Genomic DNA, 16,869 nt, shown 5'->3' on the forward strand with positions numbered 1-16,869 from the left:
TTCACGACACGCCGAAGCGCGCGGCCAGTCGATCACGCTGCGCCCGTACGAACGCCGCGTCCACGACCGCCCCGTGTCCCGGCACGTACAGCGCGTCCTCGCCGCCCAGCTCGAGCAGCCGGTCCAGAGCGGCAGGCCAGTGCGTGGGGACCGCGTCCCGGCCCGCCTGAGGTTCGCCCGACTCCTCGACCAGGTCGCCGCAGAGCACCACGACGGGGGAGCCCGGCACCAGCACCGCCAGGTCGTGACCGCTGTGCCCGGGGCCCACATTGGCCAGCAGCACCTGGAACCCGTCACCGAGGTCGAGCGTCCACTCGCCGCTCACCTGATGACGGGGGGCCACCAGGGCGTCCGTGGCCGCCGTGGCGTCCGCCTCGCTCATCCCGTGCCGCAGCGCGTCCGCGCGCAGCTCCGCGGCCCCTCGCGCCAGGAGATCCGCCGTCCCGACCGCACCGTAGACCTCCGCCCCGGAGAAGGCGGCGGTGCCCAGCACATGGTCGAAGTGCGGATGGCTCAGTGCGATATGCGTCACTCTCCGGCCCAGCAGGGCCTCCGCCTGCGTCCGCAGCTCCACACCTTCCCGGAGTGTCGAACCCGTGTCGTAGAGCAGCACGCCGTCCGCTCCGGCCACCAGTGCCGCGGTCGCGTCCCAGACGGGCAGGCGCCGTCGCCCCGTGCCGTCGCCCAACCGCTCCCAGCCGAACTCTTCCCAAGAGACGTCCATACCGCGACGCTATCGGCAACGACCTGCACAGTCCCACGACGGCGTGACCGGTCGCCCTTGCCCCGGCCCCACCCCGCCCCCGTACACTGACCGGGGGGATTGCTGGCACTCGAACGCACAGAGTGCCAGGCAGACGCCAGGAAGAACCACAGCTGGAGGTGTGCGCGGTGCTCAGCGAACGCAGACTCGAAGTGCTGCGCGCCATCGTCCAGGACTATGTCGGCACCGAGGAGCCCGTCGGCTCCAAGGCGCTCACGGAGCGGCACCGCCTCGGGGTCTCCCCGGCGACCGTCCGCAACGACATGGCGGTGCTGGAGGACGAGGGCTTCATCGCCCAGCCGCACACGAGTGCGGGGCGTATTCCGACGGACAAGGGCTACCGTCTCTTCGTCGACAAGCTCGCGGGCGTCAAGCCCCTGTCGTCGCCGGAGCGCCGGGCCATCCAGAATTTCCTCGACGGCGCGGTCGACCTCGACGACGTCGTGGGCCGCACGGTCCGGCTGCTCGCGCAGTTGACCAGACAGGTCGCCGTCGTGCAGTACCCCTCGCTGACCCGGTCGACGGTCCGGCACGTGGAGCTGCTGTCGCTGGCCCCCGCGCGGCTGATGCTCGTCCTGATCACGGACACGGGCAGGGTCGAGCAGCGTATGATCGACTGCCCTGCACCGTTCGGTGACACGTCCCTGGCCGATCTGCGGGCCCGGCTCAACAGTCGGGTCGTCGGACGACGCTTCGCGGACGTCCCGCGGCTGGTGCAGGACCTGCCGGAGTCCTTCGAGACCGAGGACCGGGGAACCGTTTCGACGGTGCTCTCCGTTCTCCTGGAGACTCTGGTCGAGGAAACGGAGGAGCGGCTGATCATCGGCGGCACCTCCAACCTCACCCGCTTCGGGCACGACTTCCCTGTGATGATCCGGCCGGTGCTGGAGGCACTGGAGGAGCAGGTCGTGCTGCTGAAGCTGCTGGGTGAGGCTACGGATTCGGGCATGACCGTACGGATCGGGCACGAGAACGCCCACGAGGGCCTCAACGCCACGTCCGTCGTCGCGGTCGGCTACGGTTCGGGCGACGAGGCAGTCGCCAAACTCGGCGTGGTCGGACCGACCCGCATGGACTACCCCGGAACGATGGGAGCGGTACGCGCAGTGGCACGTTACGTCGGACAGATCCTGGCGGAGTCGTAGGTGGCCACGGACTACTACGCCGTACTCGGCGTGCGCCGCGACGCTTCCCAGGACGAGATCAAGAAGGCATTCCGCAGGCTCGCGCGCGAGCTGCACCCGGATGTCAACCCCGATCCGAAGACCCAGGAGCGGTTCAAGGAGATCAACGCCGCCTACGAGGTGTTGTCGGACCCGCAGAAGAAGCAGGTCTACGACCTCGGCGGCGACCCGCTCTCCCAGTCGGGCGGCGGCGGTGGGGCCGGTGGCTTCGGCGCCGGCGGCTTCGGCAACTTCAGCGACATCATGGACGCGTTCTTCGGCAACGCGACCCAGCGCGGGCCCCGTTCGCGGACCCGGCGCGGCCAGGACGCCATGATCAGGCTGGAGATCGACCTCAACGAGGCGGCCTTCGGCACGACCAAGGACATCCAGGTCGACACGGCCGTCGTCTGCACCACCTGCAGTGGCGAGGGCGCCGCACCCGGCACCTCCGCGCAGACCTGTGACATGTGCCGCGGCCGCGGTGAGGTCTCCCAGGTCACCCGGTCCTTCCTCGGCCAGGTCATGACCTCGCGCCCCTGCCCGCAGTGCCAGGGCTTCGGCACGGTCGTGCCGACCCCGTGCCCGGAGTGCGCCGGTGACGGCCGCATCCGCTCGCGGCGCACCCTCACCGTGAAGATCCCCGCAGGTGTCGACAACGGCACCCGGATCCAGCTCGCGGGAGAGGGCGAGGTCGGCCCCGGCGGCGGCCCCGCCGGCGACCTGTACGTCGAGATCCACGAGGTCTCGCACGCCGTGTTCCAACGCCGCGGCGACGACCTCCACTGCACGGTCACCATCCCGATGACCGCCGCGGCGCTGGGCACCCAGGTGCCGCTGGAGACGCTCGACGGCCTGGAGGAGATCGACATCCGGCCGGGCACCCAGTCCGGCCAGTCGGTCCCGCTGCACGGGCGCGGCATCACCCACCTGCGCGGTGGGGGACGCGGCGACCTGATCGTGCACGTCGAGGTCATGACCCCGACGAAGATGGACCCCGAGCAGGAGCGCCTCCTGCGGGAGCTGGCCAAGCTGCGCGGCGAGGAGCGGCCCACGGGCCAGTTCCAGCCGGGACAGCAGGGGCTGTTCTCCCGCCTGAAGGACGCCTTCAACGGCCGCTGAACCCCTTCACCGCGACGCCCGCCGGTCCTGTACCGGCGGGCGTCGCCGTGTCCGCGGCCGCGCTTCCGTCCGAGTGAAAGGGCTGATTCGGCACGATCCGCCGGACGTGGCACGATGCGGTCATGTCCTCGCCGCTCACCGATCTCTGCCGGTACCCGATCGTGCAGGCCCCGATGGCGGGGGGAGCCTCCCGGCCGGAGCTGGCCGCGGCGGTCTCAGAGGCCGGAGGGCTGGGGTTCCTCGCCGCCGGCTACAAGACGGCGGACGGGATGTACAACGAGATCAAACAGCTCCGGAGGATGACCGGCCGGCCCTTCGGCGTCAACCTCTTCATGCCGCAGCCCCTCGTCGCCGACCCCGGCGCCGTCGAGGTCTACCGCCACCAGCTCGCCGGCGAGGCGGCCTGGTACGAGACCCCCCTCGGCGACCCGGACGCGGGCGGGGACGACGGCTACGACGCCAAGGTCGCGATCCTGCTGCACGACCCCGTGCCCGTGGTCTCCTTCACCTTCGGCTGCCCCACCCGCGAGGTACTCGACGCGTTCGCCGCCGCCGGCACGCTCACCGTCGTCACGGTCACCTCGCCCCAGGAGGCGCGGAACGCCCGATGGTCGGGTGCCGGCGCGCTCTGCGTCCAGGGCACCGAGGCCGGCGGCCACCAGTCCACGCACCGTGACGACCCCCAGGGCGGCCTCAGCGGCACCGGACTGCTCGCCCTGCTCGCGGAGATCCGCGAGTCCGTCGAACTGCCGCTCGTCGCGGCCGGAGGGCTGATGCGCGGCTCCCAGATCACCGCCGTCCTGGCGGCCGGGGCCGACGCCGCGCAGCTCGGCACGGCGTTCCTGCCCTGCCCGGAGTCGGGGGCGCACCCGCTGCACAAAGAGGCCCTGACCAACCCGCTGTTCGTGACGACGACCCTGACCCGGGCGTTCTCCGGCCGCCCCGCACGCGGACTGGTCAACCGGTTCGTGCGGGAGCACGGCCCGTACGCACCCGCCGCCTACCCGCAGGTGCACCAGCTGACCGGCGGACTGCGCAGGGCGGCGGCGGAGGCCGGGGACGCCCAGGGCATGGCCCTCTGGGCGGGCCAGGGACACCGGCTGGCACGCGAGCTGCCCGCCGGGGAACTCGTGAACCTGCTCGTCGCGGAAACGGAAGCCGCGCGTGCGGCAGTGAGTGTGAGGAGTGCCCGGTGACGGCACCTGTCTTCGTCGTCGAACAGCTCCCCGGTGGGCCGGAGTTCGTCCTGGACGGACCTGAGGGGCGGCACGCCGTGTCGGTGAGACGGCTGAACCCGGGGGAGGACCTCGTCCTGACCGACGGCCGGGGCCGCTGGGCGGAAGGCGTCGTCCGGGCGGCCGAGGGCAAGGACCGGCTGCTGGTCACCGGTCTGGAGACCGTCCACGAGGAGCCGGCACCGGCACCCCGCATCACCGTCGTGCAGGCACTGCCCAAGGGGGACCGCGGTGAGCTCGCCGTGGAGACCATGACCGAGACGGGCGTCGACGTGATCGTGCCCTGGCAGGCCGCGCGCTGCATCACGCAGTGGAAGGGCGACCGCGGTCTCAAGTCCCTCGCCAAGTGGCGCAGCACCGCGCGTGAGGCGGGGAAGCAGTCCCGGCGGGTGCGCTTCCCCGAGGTGGCGGACGCCATGACGACCAAGCAGGTCGCGGCGCTGCTGGCCGGGGCGGACTTCGCGGGCGTCCTGCACGAGGACCGGGACAGCGGCAGCGAACCGCTCGCCACCGCCGAACTCCCCGCCGGGGGCACGATCGTGCTGGTCGTCGGCCCGGAGGGCGGGGTGTCGCCGCAGGAGCTGGCCGCCTTCGCCGAGGCGGGCGCGCCCGCGTACCGGCTCGGCCCCAGCGTGCTGCGCACCTCGACGGCCGGGACCGCGGCTGCGGCCCTGCTGATGGGACGCACCGGGCGCTGGAGTTGAGAGCCGCCCGCCCCGCCCGGCCCGATAGCATGCCGGTGTACTGATCACGAGGACCCCACGACCGAGGAGCCGGGCCATGGCGGGAGAGCCGCAGACCGACTGCCTGTTCTGCAAGATCGTCACAGGGGACATCCCGGCGACCATCATCCGGGAGAGCGCGACGACGGTCGCCTTCCGCGACATAAACCCCCAGGCCCCGACCCACGTCCTGGTCATCCCCAAGGCGCACTACCCGGACGCCGCGGCACTCGCCGCCGGCGACCCGCAGGCCGCGGCCGACGTGCTGCGTGAAGCGGGTCTGGTCGCCGCCGACGAGAAGATCACCGAGACCGGCTACCGCATCGTGCTCAACACCGGAGCCGGCGCCGGGCAGACCGTCTTCCACGCGCACGCCCACGTCCTGGGCGGGCGCGGGATGCAGTGGCCCCCCGGGTAGAACGTGTCCGTACGAGAGCTCGTCGTCCTCGGCACCGCCAGCCAGGTGCCGACCCGCCACCGCAACCACAACGGCTACCTGCTGCGCTGGGACGGGGAGGGCATCCTCTTCGACCCGGGTGAGGGCACCCAGCGACAGATGCTGCGGGCGGGCGTCGCCGCGCACGACATCAACCGGATCTGCGTCACGCACTTCCACGGCGACCACGCGCTGGGCCTGGCGGGCGTGATCCAGCGGATCAATCTCGATCAGGTCCCGCACCCCGTCACCGCCCACTTCCCGGCGAGCGGGCAGCGCTTCTTCGACCGGCTGCGGTACGCCACCGCCTACCGCGAGTCGGTCGAGCTGACCGAGGCCCCCGTCGCCGCCGACGGCGTCCTCGCCACCACCGACGCCTACACCCTCGACGGCCACCGGCTCTCGCACCCCGTCGAGTCCTACGGCTACCGCCTCACCGAGCCGGACCGGCTGCGCATGCTGCCGGCGAAACTGGCCGAGCACGGCATCGCGGGGCCCGACGTCGGACGGATCCAGCGGGACGGCGTCCTGCGCGGCATCCCCCTGGACGAGGTGTCCGAGACGCGCCGCGGACAGCGCTTCGCGTTCGTCATGGACACCCGGCTCTGCGACGGCGCGTTCGCACTCGCGGAGAAATGCGACATGCTGGTCATCGAGTCGACCTTCCTCGACGAGGACGGCCGGCTCGCCGCCGACCACGGTCACCTCACCGCCGGCCAGGCGGCCCGGGTGGCGAAGGAGTCCGGTGTACGGCACCTCGTGCTGACGCACTTCTCCCAGCGCTACTCCGACCCCGACGCCTTCGAGCGCCAGGCCAGGGCAGCCGGCTTCGACGGCGAACTGACCATCGCCCAGGACCTGATCAGGGTCCCGGTACCCACCCGCCACACGTAACGAGAACCCCGTGCACCTCCCCAAAGCCGAACTCCACCTCCACATCGAAGGAACCCTCGAGCCCGAGCTGGCCTTCGCACTCGCCGCGCGCAACGGCGTGGACCTGCCCTACGCGGACACCGAGGAGCTCCGCGAGGCCTACCTCTTCGAGGACCTGCAGACCTTCCTCGACCTGTACTACGCGCTGATGGCTGTGCTGCGCACCGAGGAGGACTTCGCCGAGCTGGCGGACGCCTACCTCGCCCGCGCCGCCGCCCAGGGCGTCCGGCACGCGGAGATCTTCTTCGACCCGCAGGCCCACACCGACCGGGGCGTCCCGATCGGCACCGTCATCGAGGGGCTCGGCAGGGCGCTGGACCGCAGCGAGGAGACGCACGGCATCTCCACCCAGCTGATCATGTGCTTCCTGCGCGACAAGTCCGCGGAGTCGGCGCTGGAGACCCTCGAGGCCGCGAAGCCGTACCTCCACCGCATCAGCGCCGTCGGCCTCGACTCGGCGGAGGTCGGCCACCCGCCCGCGAAGTTCCGCGAGGTGTACGCCGCGGCCACGGCCCTCGGTCTGCGCAAGGTCGCCCACGCGGGCGAGGAGGGCCCGCCGGAGTACATCCGGGAGGCCCTCGACGTCCTCGGCGTCGAGCGGATCGACCACGGTCTGCGCTGCATGGAGGACCCGGACCTGGTGGACCGGCTGGTCTCCGAACGGATCCCGCTGACGCTCTGCCCGCTGTCCAACGTACGGCTGCGCGCCGTCGACGTCCTGGAGCAGCACCCGCTGCGGTCGATGATGGACGCGGGACTCCTCTGCACGGTGAACTCGGACGACCCCGCCTACTTCGGCGGATACGTCGGAGACACCTTCCACGCCGTGCACGAGGCACTCGGCCTGGACCGCGAGCAGCTGCGCACCCTCGCCCGCAACTCCTTCGAGGCGGCCTTCCTCGACCACGACGAGGAGCGCAGGGCGCGCTACCTCTCCGAGGTCGAGGCGTACGCGTTCGACTGACCGGCACCGCCGGCCGGTCCGGCCGTGCGGAACGCGCTCCGCACCAGCCGCCTGCGCCGCAGCGCCGGCACGCTGATCTCCGTGACCGCCTGTTCCGGCGCGCCCAGCTTGGGCACCGCGCCGGACAGGCTGTTGGTCGTGGCGGCGAGCAGCGCCGCGGGGGCACCGCCCCTGCGCCGGACGGAACCGGGCACCAGCGGCCGGCCACCGGTGTGCAGGGCCACCGCGGTGACGGGGGCCGCGACCAGGAGCGTGGCGGCCCCCAGGATCAGCCCCATCACCGCATAGCCCGCCTGTTCGGAGAGCACGCTGCCGAGCAGGGGGCCGCACGCCGTGCCGACGGAGGCGGCCGAGCCCGCGAGGACGGCCCAGCGGCCGCGCACGTCCAGCGAGGCCGCCAGTCCGATCAGGTACGACAGGACCACCGGGTAGAAGGTGTTCCACGCGATCTCACCGGTGGCGAACGACCTCAGGTCCTCGGCCGACGAGCTCAGCACGATGCTCCCGGCGATGATCATCGTCCCGAGGCCGATCGGAACGGCCCGCCCGAGCCGGGCTCCCAGCACGCCCGCACCCATCACACCGAGCAGCCCCGCGCCCAGCGCGGCGGCGAACACGGCGCCGATGGTCACCTCGGAGAGTCCGACCTGGACGGCACCGATGCGGCTGCTCACGCCCCACAGGGCGTTCTGCGCCATGGACCAGACGAGCATCCCGCCCGCCAGCACCAGCCCGGACCGCCGGTGCGGCAGCCGCCCCTGTACCGGGGACGTCCCGCCGACCGGGGCGGAGCCGCCCAGCCTGGAGGTGGCGGGCCAGACGAGCAGGGCCACCAGCGCGATGGACGCGAACGGCAGCCGATGGCCGCCGCCCAGGTGGGGGATCGTCAGGTAGAGGGCTCCCGCCGTCGCCGAGACGCTGAGCAGCCCGAGTGACGAGGTCCGGTGCGGATCGCTCTGCGCGGCGATGCCGGACGCGGCGACGGCGGTCGCCGTACCCGAGCCGAAGCCGCCGACGACGACGCCCACGATCACCAGCGGCATCGAGGTCGTCAGTGCCGCGCAGCCGTACCCGAGCGCGGCCAGCAGCAGCCCCGCGCGCGCCGGCCTCCGCGAGCCGAATCTGTCGACGCGCCCCGCCAGCGCGAAGCCGGCCGAGGCCGAGCTGAGCAGGAGGGCGCTGCCGACCAGACCGGCCTGGGCGGAGCTCAGCCCCAGATAGGTGCTGAGGCGGCCGACGATGGTGGGGAGCAGATAGGCGGCGAGGTAACCGGCGGTGAACACGGCGACCAGGGGCCACGCGGCGCGAGGGCGCGAGGACATGGGCGTTCCTGAAGACATGCCTGGGGAGGCGGAAGAAGGCAGGGGAGGGTGAGGCGGGGTGGGGCGGGGGAGGGCAAGGCAGGGGTGTGGCAGGGGAGGGCGGAGCGGGAAAAGCGGGAGAAGCGGCACTCGTCGTAGACCGTCCCGAACGGTGCTCGCGGGGCAATTTGTATCAAGCACGCCCTGGCGACGGAAAGTCGGCTCGATGTGATCTGGGTCACATACATGTTTATGCAGCATCAAGCCGGGTATCCGCGCATGTTTATGCAGGTGGGAGTGAGTGTGCGCGGCCCGGCGCGGGCCCTCCGGATGCGGAGGCGCATCCGGCAGACTGGCCGGAACAGCACTGTTCAGATCTGCCACGGCCGGGGAGCGCACGGTGAGCACAACGAATCCAGGCATCGACCCGCTGCTCGGGCTGCGCGCCCCGCAGGACCCGGCCTGCGACGTCTATCTGACCGGCACGGTCTTCCTGGACATCATCTTCACCGGCCTGGACAGCGCGCCGGTGCGCGGGACGGAGTCCTGGGCCCGGGGGATGGGATCCAGCCCCGGAGGCGTCGCCAACATGGCCACCGCACTCGCCCGGCTCGGCCTGCGCACCTCGCTGGCCGCCGCGTTCGGTGACGACCACTACGGCGAGTACTGCTGGGACGCCCTCGAACAGGGGGAGGGCATCGACCTGTCCATGTCGCGCACGGTGCCCGGCTGGCACTCACCCGTCACCGTGTCGATGGCGTACGAGGGCGAGCGCACGATGGTCTCGCACGGGCACGAGGCGCCCGCCCCGGCCGCCTCCGAGGTGCCCGGCGGCACGTTTCCGCACTGCCCGCCCCGGGCCCGGGCCGCGATCGCCTCGCTGACCCCCGGCCGGAGCGAGCCCTGGGTCGCCGCGGCCGCCCGGAACGGCGCACTGGTCTTCGCCGACGTCGGCTGGGACGAGACCGGCCGCTGGGACCTGGACGCCCTGCCCGACCTCGGACACTGCCTGGCCTTCCTGCCCAACGCCGAGGAGGCCATGCGCTACACCCGCACCGACTGCCCGCGCGCCGCCGCCCACGCCCTGGCCGAGCGGGTTCCCCTCGCCGTGGTCACCCTCGGGGCGGAGGGCGCCTACGCCGTGGACGGGCGGACCGGGACGGCGGCCGAGGTGCCCGCCATCGAGGTCGCGGCGCTGGACCCCACCGGGGCGGGCGACGTCTTCGTCGCCGGGTTCGTGACCGGAACGCTGGCCGGCTGGACGCTCGCCGACCGCCTCGCCTTCGCCGGCCTCACCGCGGCCCTGTCGGTGCAGGAGTTCGGCGGATCCCTGTCCGCCCCCGGATGGGCGGAGGTGGCCGCGTGGTGGCAGCAGGTGCGCACCTGCGCGGACCAGGATCCCGCGGCACTGGAGCGCTACGCCTTCCTGGAGGAGCTGCTGCCCGCCGGCAGCAGGGCCTGGCCCCTGCGCCGCGCCGTCCCGACCATCGGCTTCCGTCAGTGAAGGGCTGATGATCACCGGGTAAAACCTCTCGGCGATGTCGGCGGGGAGTCGTACGCTGGTACTCCAGAGGCGGTCGAGCCGCGACAGCCCTGCAACGGGAGGTATGCGCAGGCCCGAGGGCCGGCCCATGACTCAGTCACCCACACAGCCGCAGGCGACGGCCCGGATCAGCATTCCGGCCGCGCACCCCATGGTGATGCTCCTGGGGTCGGGCGATTCGCTGCTGCGCGTGATCGAAACGGCGTTCCCGGCCGTCGACATCCATGTCCGGGGCAACGAGATCAGCGCGACTGGAAGTGCGACGGACGTCGCGCTGATCCAGCGCCTGTTCGACGAGATGGTGCTGGTGCTGCGCACCGGGCTGCCGATGACGGAGGACGCTGTGGAACGCTCGATCGCCATGCTCAGGGCGAGCGGGAACGGCAACGGGGAGGGCGCGGAGACCCCCGCCGAGGTGCTCACCCAGAACATCCTCTCCAGCCGTGGCCGCACGATCCGCCCCAAGACGCTCAACCAGAAGCGGTACGTCGACGCGATCGACAAGCACACCATCGTCTTCGGCATCGGCCCCGCCGGCACCGGAAAGACCTACCTCGCCATGGCCAAGGCGGTCCAGGCCCTGCAGTCCAAGCAGGTCAGCCGGATCATCCTGACCAGGCCCGCCGTCGAGGCGGGGGAGCGGCTCGGCTTCCTGCCCGGCACGCTCTTCGACAAGATCGACCCGTATCTGCGCCCGCTCTACGACGCCCTGCACGACATGCTCGACCCCGACTCCATCCCCCGGCTCATGGCCGCGGGCACGATCGAGGTCGCGCCGCTGGCATACATGCGTGGCCGCACCCTGAATGACGCCTTCATCATCCTGGACGAGGCGCAGAACACCAGCGCCGAGCAGATGAAGATGTTCCTCACCCGTCTCGGCTTCGACTCGAAGATCGTCATCACCGGTGACGTCACCCAGGTCGACCTGCCGACCGGCACCAAGAGCGGTCTGCGGCAGGTCCAGGAGATCCTGGACGGCGTCGAGGACGTGCACTTCTCCCGGCTCACCTCCCAGGATGTCGTCCGGCACAAGCTCGTCGGCCGTATCGTCGACGCGTACGAGAAGTACGACAACGCAGAGGGCCGCACCGGCCGCAACGGGAAGTAGTCGCAGCGCACCATGTCGATCGACGTCAACAACGAGTCCGGAACCGAGGTCGACGAGCAGGCGATCCTCGACATCGCCCGCTACGCGCTCGCCCGGATGCGGATCCACCCGCTGTCCGAACTCTCGGTGATCGTGGTGGACACCGCCGCCATGGAGCAGCTCCACATCCAGTGGATGGACCTCCCGGGCCCGACGGATGTCATGTCCTTCCCGATGGACGAGCTCCGTCCCCCGGCCAAGGACGACGAGGAGCCCCCGCAGGGGCTCCTCGGTGACATCGTGCTCTGCCCGGAGGTCGCCAAGAAGCAGGGCGAGGACGCCGAGACGCAGCACTCGATGGACGAGGAGCTCCAGCTCCTCACCGTCCACGGGGTGCTGCACCTCCTCGGGTACGACCACGAGGAGCCGGACGAGAAGGCCGAGATGTTCGGTCTCCAGGCGGCGATCGTCGACGGCTGGCGCGGCGAGCGCGGGCTGACCGGTCCGTCCCCCGCCCCCACCGTCTCGTGAGCGTTCCCCTCATCTCCGGCGCGGTCCTGCTGATCGTCGTCGGCTGGCTCGCGGCCTGTGCCGAGGCGGGCATCGCGCGTACGTCCAGCTTCCGCGCGGCCGAGGCCGTGCGGGCGGGACGCCGGGGCAGCGCCAAGCTGGAGCAGGTCGCCGCCGACCCCACCCGCTATCTCAACGTCGCGCTCCTCGTGCGGGTCGCCTGCGAGATGTCGGCCGGTGTGCTGGTGACCTACGCCTGCCTCCAGGAGTTCACCGAGACCTGGCAGGCGCTGGCCCTCGCCATGGGCGTCATGGTCCTCGTCAGCTACGTCGCCATCGGGGTCTCGCCCCGCACCATCGGCCGCCAGCACCCGCTGAACACCGCCACGGCCGCGGCGTACGTCCTGTTGCCGGTGGCCAGGATCATGGGACCGATCCCGCAGCTGCTGATCCTCCTGGGCAACGCGCTGACCCCCGGCAAGGGCTTCCGCAAGGGGCCCTTCGCCAGTGAGGCGGAACTGCGCGCGATGGTCGACCTCGCAGAGCAGGAGTCGCTCATCGAGGACGACGAACGCCGCATGGTGCACTCCGTCTTCGAGCTCGGCGACACCCTCGTGCGCGAGGTCATGGTGCCCCGCACCGACCTGGTCTGCATCGAGCGGTACAAGACGGTCCGTCAGGCGCTGACCCTCGCCCTCCGCTCCGGCTTCTCCCGGATCCCGGTCACAGGGGAGAACGAGGACGACATCGTCGGGATCGTCTACCTCAAGGACCTGGTCCGCAAGACGCACATCAACAGGGAGGCCGAGGCGGACCTGGTCTCCACGGCGATGCGCCCCGCCGCGTTCGTCCCCGACACGAAGAACGCCGGCGACCTGCTGCGCGAGATGCAGCAGGAGCGCAGCCACGTCGCCGTCGTCATCGACGAGTACGGCGGCACGGCCGGCATCGTCACCATCGAGGACATCCTCGAGGAGATCGTCGGCGAGATCACCGACGAGTACGACCGCGAACTCCCGCCGGTCCAGGAGCTGGAGAACGGCTGCTTCCGGGTGACCGCCCGGCTCGACATCGGCGACCTCGGAGAGCTCTTCGGCCTCGACGCGTACGACGACGAGGACGTGGAGACGGTCGGCGGCCTGCTGGCGAAGGCGCTCGGGCGGGTCCCGATCTCCGGAGCCTCCTCGATCGTCGACCTCCCCGACGGGCGCAAGCTCCGCCTCACCGCGGAATCCCCCGCGGGCCGCAGGAACAAGATCGTCACGGTGCTGGTGGAACCGGAGGGGACGGAATCGGTATGACGCCCCAGGAGCTGCGCTCGTTCTGCCTGGAGTTCAACGCGAGCGCCGAGGAGTTCCCCTTCGGACCCGAGGCCTCCGTCTTCAAGGTCGTGGGAAAGATGTTCGCCCTCAGCGCGCTCGACGGGCGGCCCCTGACGGTCAGCCTCAAGTGCGATCCGGACGAGGCGCTGCGGCTCCGCAAGGAGCACCCCGCGATCGTCCCCGGCTGGCACCTCAACAAGAGGCACTGGAACACCGTGACGGTCTCCGAGCTCCCGGACCGGATGGTCCGGGAGCTCGTGGAGGACAGCTACGACCTGGTGGTGGCCGGGCTCCCCAAGGCGGAACGTCTGCGCCTGGACCGGTCGTAGGCCAGGGCCGGGCGGTCAGGCGGCGCGGCGCAGGCGGGCGGGCACCCCGCTGCGCGTGCCCGCCCGCCCCGACCTGGTGATCGCGCCGCACACACGGCTCCCGGACTCCGGTGGCCGGCCCCTCCGGAAGGCCGACGCGGCTCGAGTACCCGGCGCCGGGGTGAACGGACCCCGTCGCGAGGCGGGTGCCCTCCCACTTCGTATGCTCAGCCCATGACAGACAGCACCGACCTCGGCCCCGAGGACCGCAAGATCGTCACGCTGGCCCGCAGCGTCCGCGCCCGCAACGCCGTGCCGGAGGGCGCGGCGGTACGGGACGAGACCGGACGCACGTACGCCGCCGGCACCGTGGCCCTGGAGTCGCTGAAGCTCAGCGCACTGCAGACCGCCGTCGCTATGGCGGTGGCGGGCGGCGCCACGTCCCTGGAGGCGGCGGCCGTCGTCTCCGAGGCCGCGGCCGCCTCCGACGCCGACCGTGCCGCCGTCCGTGACCTGGGCGGTCCGGACACTCCCGTGCTGCTCGCGGGGCCCGACGGGACGCTCCGCTCCACGGTGGCCGCGGGCTGATCCGGGGCGGTGACGCCCTGCTGTGCACCGCCGCCGCGCGGATCGGGGAGAATGGGCGCCATGAGCGCTCGACCGAACACAGAAGCTGCTGCGCAGCAGGCTGAGAACACCGCCCCCCACAGGGCCGGCTTCGCCTGCTTCGTGGGCCGCCCCAACGCGGGCAAGTCCACCCTCACGAACGCTCTGGTCGGTCAGAAGGTGGCGATCACCTCCAACCGCCCCCAGACCACCCGGCACACGGTGCGGGGCATCGTGCACCGCGACGACGCCCAGCTGATCCTGGTGGACACGCCCGGCCTCCACAAGCCGCGCACCCTGCTCGGGGAGCGGCTGAACGACGTCGTCCGGACCACCTGGGCCGAGGTCGACGTCATCGGTTTCTGCCTGCCCGCCGACCAGAAGCTCGGCCCCGGCGACAAGTTCATCGTCAAGGAACTCGCCGGGATCAAGAAGACCCCGAAGATCGCGATCATCACCAAGACCGACCTGGTCGAGTCCAAGGCGCTCGCCGAGCAACTGCTCGCCGTCTCCGCGCTGGCCGACGAGCTCGGATTCGAGTGGGCCGAGATCATCCCGGTCTCCGCGGTCAAGGCGGAGCAGGAGGCGGGACGCGGTCCCTCGGACAGGAGTGGTGGCGGGCGAGGGGCAGGCCAGGTCGACCTCCTCGCCGACCTGATCGCCCCCCTGCTGCCCGAGAGTCCGCCGCTGTACCCGGAGGGAGACCTCACCGACGAGCCCGAGATGGTCATGGTCGCGGAGCTCATCCGCGAGGCCGCGCTCGAAGGGGTACGGGACGAACTGCCCCACTCCATCGCGGTCGTCGTCGAGGAGATGCTGCCCCGCGAGGACCGTCCGGCGGACAAGCCGCTGCTGGACATCCACGCGAACGTCTACATCGAACGGCCCAGCCAGAAGGGCATCATCATCGGCCCGAAGGGGAAGCGGCTCAAGGACGTCGGCACGAAGTCGCGCAAGCACATCGAGGCACTGCTCGGCACCCCGGTCTTCCTCGACCTGCACGTGAAGGTCGCCAAGGACTGGCAGCGCGACCCCAAGCAGCTGCGCAAGCTCGGATTCTGAGGCGAACCCCCTCGGGCCGTGCCTCCGCATCACGTGCGGGGGCACGGCCCGAGGGCGTGCTTCCTCAGGACCGGGGGCTACGCGCCCTCCTTCAGCACCCGGGAGATCAGCGTCCGCTGCTCCTGGGTGAGCCGCGGGTCCGCGCAGTCGACCGTGCGGTCGCCCACCGTGATCCGGTAGCGGAATCCGTCCGGCACTCCCGCGGGCGGGCCGCCCCGCCCGGCGGCGAGCACCGCCTCGGCCAGAGCCTCCCATTCCGAGGCGTCGGGCCGTCCCGAGGTGTCGATCTCGCCCTGGCGTGCGATGCCGGCGAACCCGCCGGTCCGGCTCACCTGAATGCGCATGCGTCTGGCTCCTGCCTGACCCGTTCGGACGGCCCTGCCCGTATCTACCCGGTCGCCGGGTCCGTATCCACCCGGTCGCCGGGTCCGTATCCACCCGGTCACCGGGTGGGCACGCCCACCTCCGACCACGCCTTCAGTACGGCTTCGGCCTCGTCGCCCTCCCCGAACCTCTGCTGCGCCGCCTTGACGGTGAGCTTGGCGAAGTCCGTGAAGGACGCGTCCTGGGCCAGTTCGCCGCCGGTCAGCACGTCGAACCAGATCCGGCCGGCCCGCTCCCAGGCGTTGCCGCCGAGCGCGGTGGCCAGCAGGTAGAAGGCGCGGTTGGGGATGCCGGAGTTGATGTGGACCCCGCCGTTGTCCTCGTCCGTCTCGACGTAGTCGTCCATCGAGGCCGGCTGCGGGTCCTTGCCGAGCACGTCGTCGTCGTACGCCGTGCCCGGGGCCTTCATCGAGCGCAGCGCGACGCCGCTCACCCGGGGGGCGAGCAGCCCCGCGCCGATCAGCCAGTCGCCCTGGTCCGCGCTCTGGCCCAGCGAGTACTGCTTGACCAGGGAGCCGAATACGTCCGACACCGACTCGTTGAGCGCGCCCGACTGGCCCTCGTACGCCAGGTTGGCCGTGTACTGGGTGAGTCCGTGCGCCAGCTCGTGGGCGATGACGTCGATCGCGACGGTGAAGTCGAGGAAGATCTCGCCGTCGCCGTCCCCGAAGACCATCTGCTCGCCGTCGAAGAACGCGTTGTTGTACTTCTCGTCGTAGTGCACGGAGCCGATGAGCGGGAGGCCCTTGCCGTCGATCGAGCTGCGGCCGTACTCCGTGAGCAGCAGGTCGAAGGTGGCGCCGAGCCCCGCGTACGCGCGGTTGACGCTGGCGTCCTGGGTGGGTTCGTCGCCCTCGTCACGGACCTTGACGCCCGGCAGGTCCGTGCCGTGCCGGCAGTCGTACAGGGTGCGGTGGGGCTTGCTGGGGACCGCGGCCGAGGTGCGGGCGGCCTGGGGTGTCCAGGCGAGCGCGGTCACCCGCCGGTGGTGGCGGCGGGCCCCGTCGGCCTCCAGGGTGCGCCGTGCGGGATCGGCCAGGAGCGGGTCGTCGGCCTGGGACAGCTTGTCGAGGACGTGGGGCGGCACGATGGTGCAGAAGACGGGCTGGAGCCCGTTGTTCGGTCGAGGCTGCATGCAAATGACTGTGACACTCAGCCATCACTCTGTCACTGGTTGCGATCGCGATTGACGAAATGGAGTGATGTATCACCGTTCTGCCTTCACGCGGGCCTGATCCCGCATACTGATACGGACCGACGTATCAGGCGCCCCTCGGTTAGTGTTGCCGCATCATGCGTTTCGGGCTGCTCCTTCTTAGCTGCCGCGGCGAGGGCCTGTAGTCGTAGGCTGGCTCCCTCCCCGCGGAGTTCGCTGTTGCAGCGACACAGTCGGCCGCCCCTGCTG

18 protein-coding genes are annotated in these 16,869 nt (G+C 71.4%); 14 read left to right on the forward strand and 4 right to left on the reverse strand.

The genetic code is table 11. The annotated features are described in order from the left end of the window. Window position 1: 1 nt before the first annotated feature. Window positions 2-724 (reverse strand): MBL fold metallo-hydrolase, encoded by a 723-nt coding sequence (locus LWJ43_RS22640; protein ID WP_277334043.1) that lies wholly within the window; start codon window positions 722-724, stop codon window positions 2-4. Window positions 725-891: 167 nt separating this feature from the next. Between LWJ43_RS22640 and hrcA the strand changes: the two genes are divergently transcribed. The 7 genes from hrcA to LWJ43_RS22675 all read left to right on the forward strand — a co-directional run bounded on the left by hrcA (window position 892) and on the right by LWJ43_RS22675 (window position 7,338). After that, complete coding sequence (gene hrcA, locus LWJ43_RS22645) at window positions 892-1,908, forward strand: heat-inducible transcriptional repressor HrcA (RefSeq protein ID WP_277334044.1); 1,017 nt, start codon at window positions 892-894, stop codon at window positions 1,906-1,908. Continuing rightward, complete coding sequence (gene dnaJ / locus LWJ43_RS22650) at window positions 1,909-3,048, forward strand: molecular chaperone DnaJ (protein WP_069172742.1); 1,140 nt, start codon at window positions 1,909-1,911, stop codon at window positions 3,046-3,048. A 122-nt stretch (window positions 3,049-3,170) separates the two neighbouring features. After that, entirely contained in the window at window positions 3,171-4,244 is a 1,074-nt protein-coding gene (locus LWJ43_RS22655) for a nitronate monooxygenase (RefSeq protein WP_277334045.1), read from the forward strand. Continuing rightward, window positions 4,241-4,987 (forward strand): 16S rRNA (uracil(1498)-N(3))-methyltransferase, encoded by a 747-nt coding sequence (locus LWJ43_RS22660; protein ID WP_277334046.1) that lies wholly within the window; start codon window positions 4,241-4,243, stop codon window positions 4,985-4,987. Before LWJ43_RS22655 ends, LWJ43_RS22660 begins: the two co-directional genes overlap by 4 nt. A 76-nt stretch (window positions 4,988-5,063) precedes the next feature. Next, window positions 5,064-5,423, forward strand: coding sequence for a histidine triad nucleotide-binding protein (locus tag LWJ43_RS22665; RefSeq protein ID WP_277334047.1), 360 nt, complete (start codon window positions 5,064-5,066; stop codon window positions 5,421-5,423). Between the two features lie 3 nt (window positions 5,424-5,426). Continuing rightward, window positions 5,427-6,335, forward strand: coding sequence for a ribonuclease Z (locus LWJ43_RS22670; protein ID WP_277334048.1), 909 nt, complete (start codon window positions 5,427-5,429; stop codon window positions 6,333-6,335). A gap of 10 nt (window positions 6,336-6,345) precedes the next feature. Beyond that, window positions 6,346-7,338, forward strand: a complete 993-nt coding sequence (locus tag LWJ43_RS22675) for an adenosine deaminase (protein WP_277334049.1) — start codon at window positions 6,346-6,348, stop codon at window positions 7,336-7,338. Here LWJ43_RS22675 and LWJ43_RS22680 read toward each other — a convergent pair. After that, entirely contained in the window at window positions 7,302-8,660 is a 1,359-nt protein-coding gene (locus LWJ43_RS22680; protein ID WP_277334050.1) for an MFS transporter, read from the reverse strand. The genes LWJ43_RS22675 and LWJ43_RS22680 overlap by 37 nt on opposite strands. Window positions 8,661-9,039: 379 nt before the next feature. Between LWJ43_RS22680 and LWJ43_RS22685 the strand changes: the two genes are divergently transcribed. The 7 genes from LWJ43_RS22685 to LWJ43_RS22715 all read left to right on the forward strand — a co-directional run bounded on the left by LWJ43_RS22685 (window position 9,040) and on the right by LWJ43_RS22715 (window position 15,080). Then, window positions 9,040-10,143, forward strand: a complete 1,104-nt coding sequence (locus tag LWJ43_RS22685) for a carbohydrate kinase family protein (RefSeq protein WP_277334051.1) — start codon at window positions 9,040-9,042, stop codon at window positions 10,141-10,143. 127 nt (window positions 10,144-10,270) lie between these two features. After that, complete coding sequence (locus tag LWJ43_RS22690) at window positions 10,271-11,293, forward strand: PhoH family protein (RefSeq protein ID WP_277334052.1); 1,023 nt, start codon at window positions 10,271-10,273, stop codon at window positions 11,291-11,293. A 12-nt stretch (window positions 11,294-11,305) separates the two neighbouring features. Continuing rightward, the gene (gene ybeY / locus LWJ43_RS22695) at window positions 11,306-11,803 is read left to right on the forward strand and encodes an rRNA maturation RNase YbeY (protein WP_277334053.1); all 498 of its coding nucleotides are present in this window, start codon (window positions 11,306-11,308) and stop codon (window positions 11,801-11,803) included. After that, entirely contained in the window at window positions 11,800-13,083 is a 1,284-nt protein-coding gene (locus tag LWJ43_RS22700; protein ID WP_277334054.1) for a hemolysin family protein, read from the forward strand. Before ybeY ends, LWJ43_RS22700 begins: the two co-directional genes overlap by 4 nt. Continuing rightward, complete coding sequence (locus LWJ43_RS22705) at window positions 13,080-13,433, forward strand: MmcQ/YjbR family DNA-binding protein (RefSeq protein WP_277334055.1); 354 nt, start codon at window positions 13,080-13,082, stop codon at window positions 13,431-13,433. Before LWJ43_RS22700 ends, LWJ43_RS22705 begins: the two co-directional genes overlap by 4 nt. A gap of 213 nt (window positions 13,434-13,646) precedes the next feature. Further along, window positions 13,647-14,000 carry a cytidine deaminase gene (locus LWJ43_RS22710; protein WP_277334056.1) on the forward strand — a complete coding sequence of 118 codons (354 nt, stop codon included), beginning with the start codon at window positions 13,647-13,649 and terminating at the stop codon, window positions 13,998-14,000. A 51-nt stretch (window positions 14,001-14,051) separates the two neighbouring features. Beyond that, the gene (locus tag LWJ43_RS22715) at window positions 14,052-15,080 is read left to right on the forward strand and encodes a GTPase Era (RefSeq protein WP_277334057.1); all 1,029 of its coding nucleotides are present in this window, start codon (window positions 14,052-14,054) and stop codon (window positions 15,078-15,080) included. Between the two features lie 77 nt (window positions 15,081-15,157). On the opposite strand, the gene LWJ43_RS22720 is transcribed toward LWJ43_RS22715, so the two are convergent. Next, a complete protein-coding gene (locus LWJ43_RS22720) occupies window positions 15,158-15,424 on the reverse strand; it encodes a protealysin inhibitor emfourin (protein WP_277334058.1) in 267 nt (88 codons plus the stop codon). A gap of 98 nt (window positions 15,425-15,522) precedes the next feature. After that, on the reverse strand, window positions 15,523-16,599 hold the full coding sequence (locus tag LWJ43_RS22725) for a M4 family metallopeptidase (RefSeq protein ID WP_277334059.1): 1,077 nt from the start codon (window positions 16,597-16,599) through the stop codon (window positions 15,523-15,525). Window positions 16,600-16,869: the final 270 nt, after the last annotated feature.

Origin of the sequence: Streptomyces sp. JH34 (genome assembly GCF_029428875.1) — a bacterium.
Taxonomy (GTDB): Bacteria; Actinomycetota; Actinomycetes; order Streptomycetales; family Streptomycetaceae; genus Streptomyces.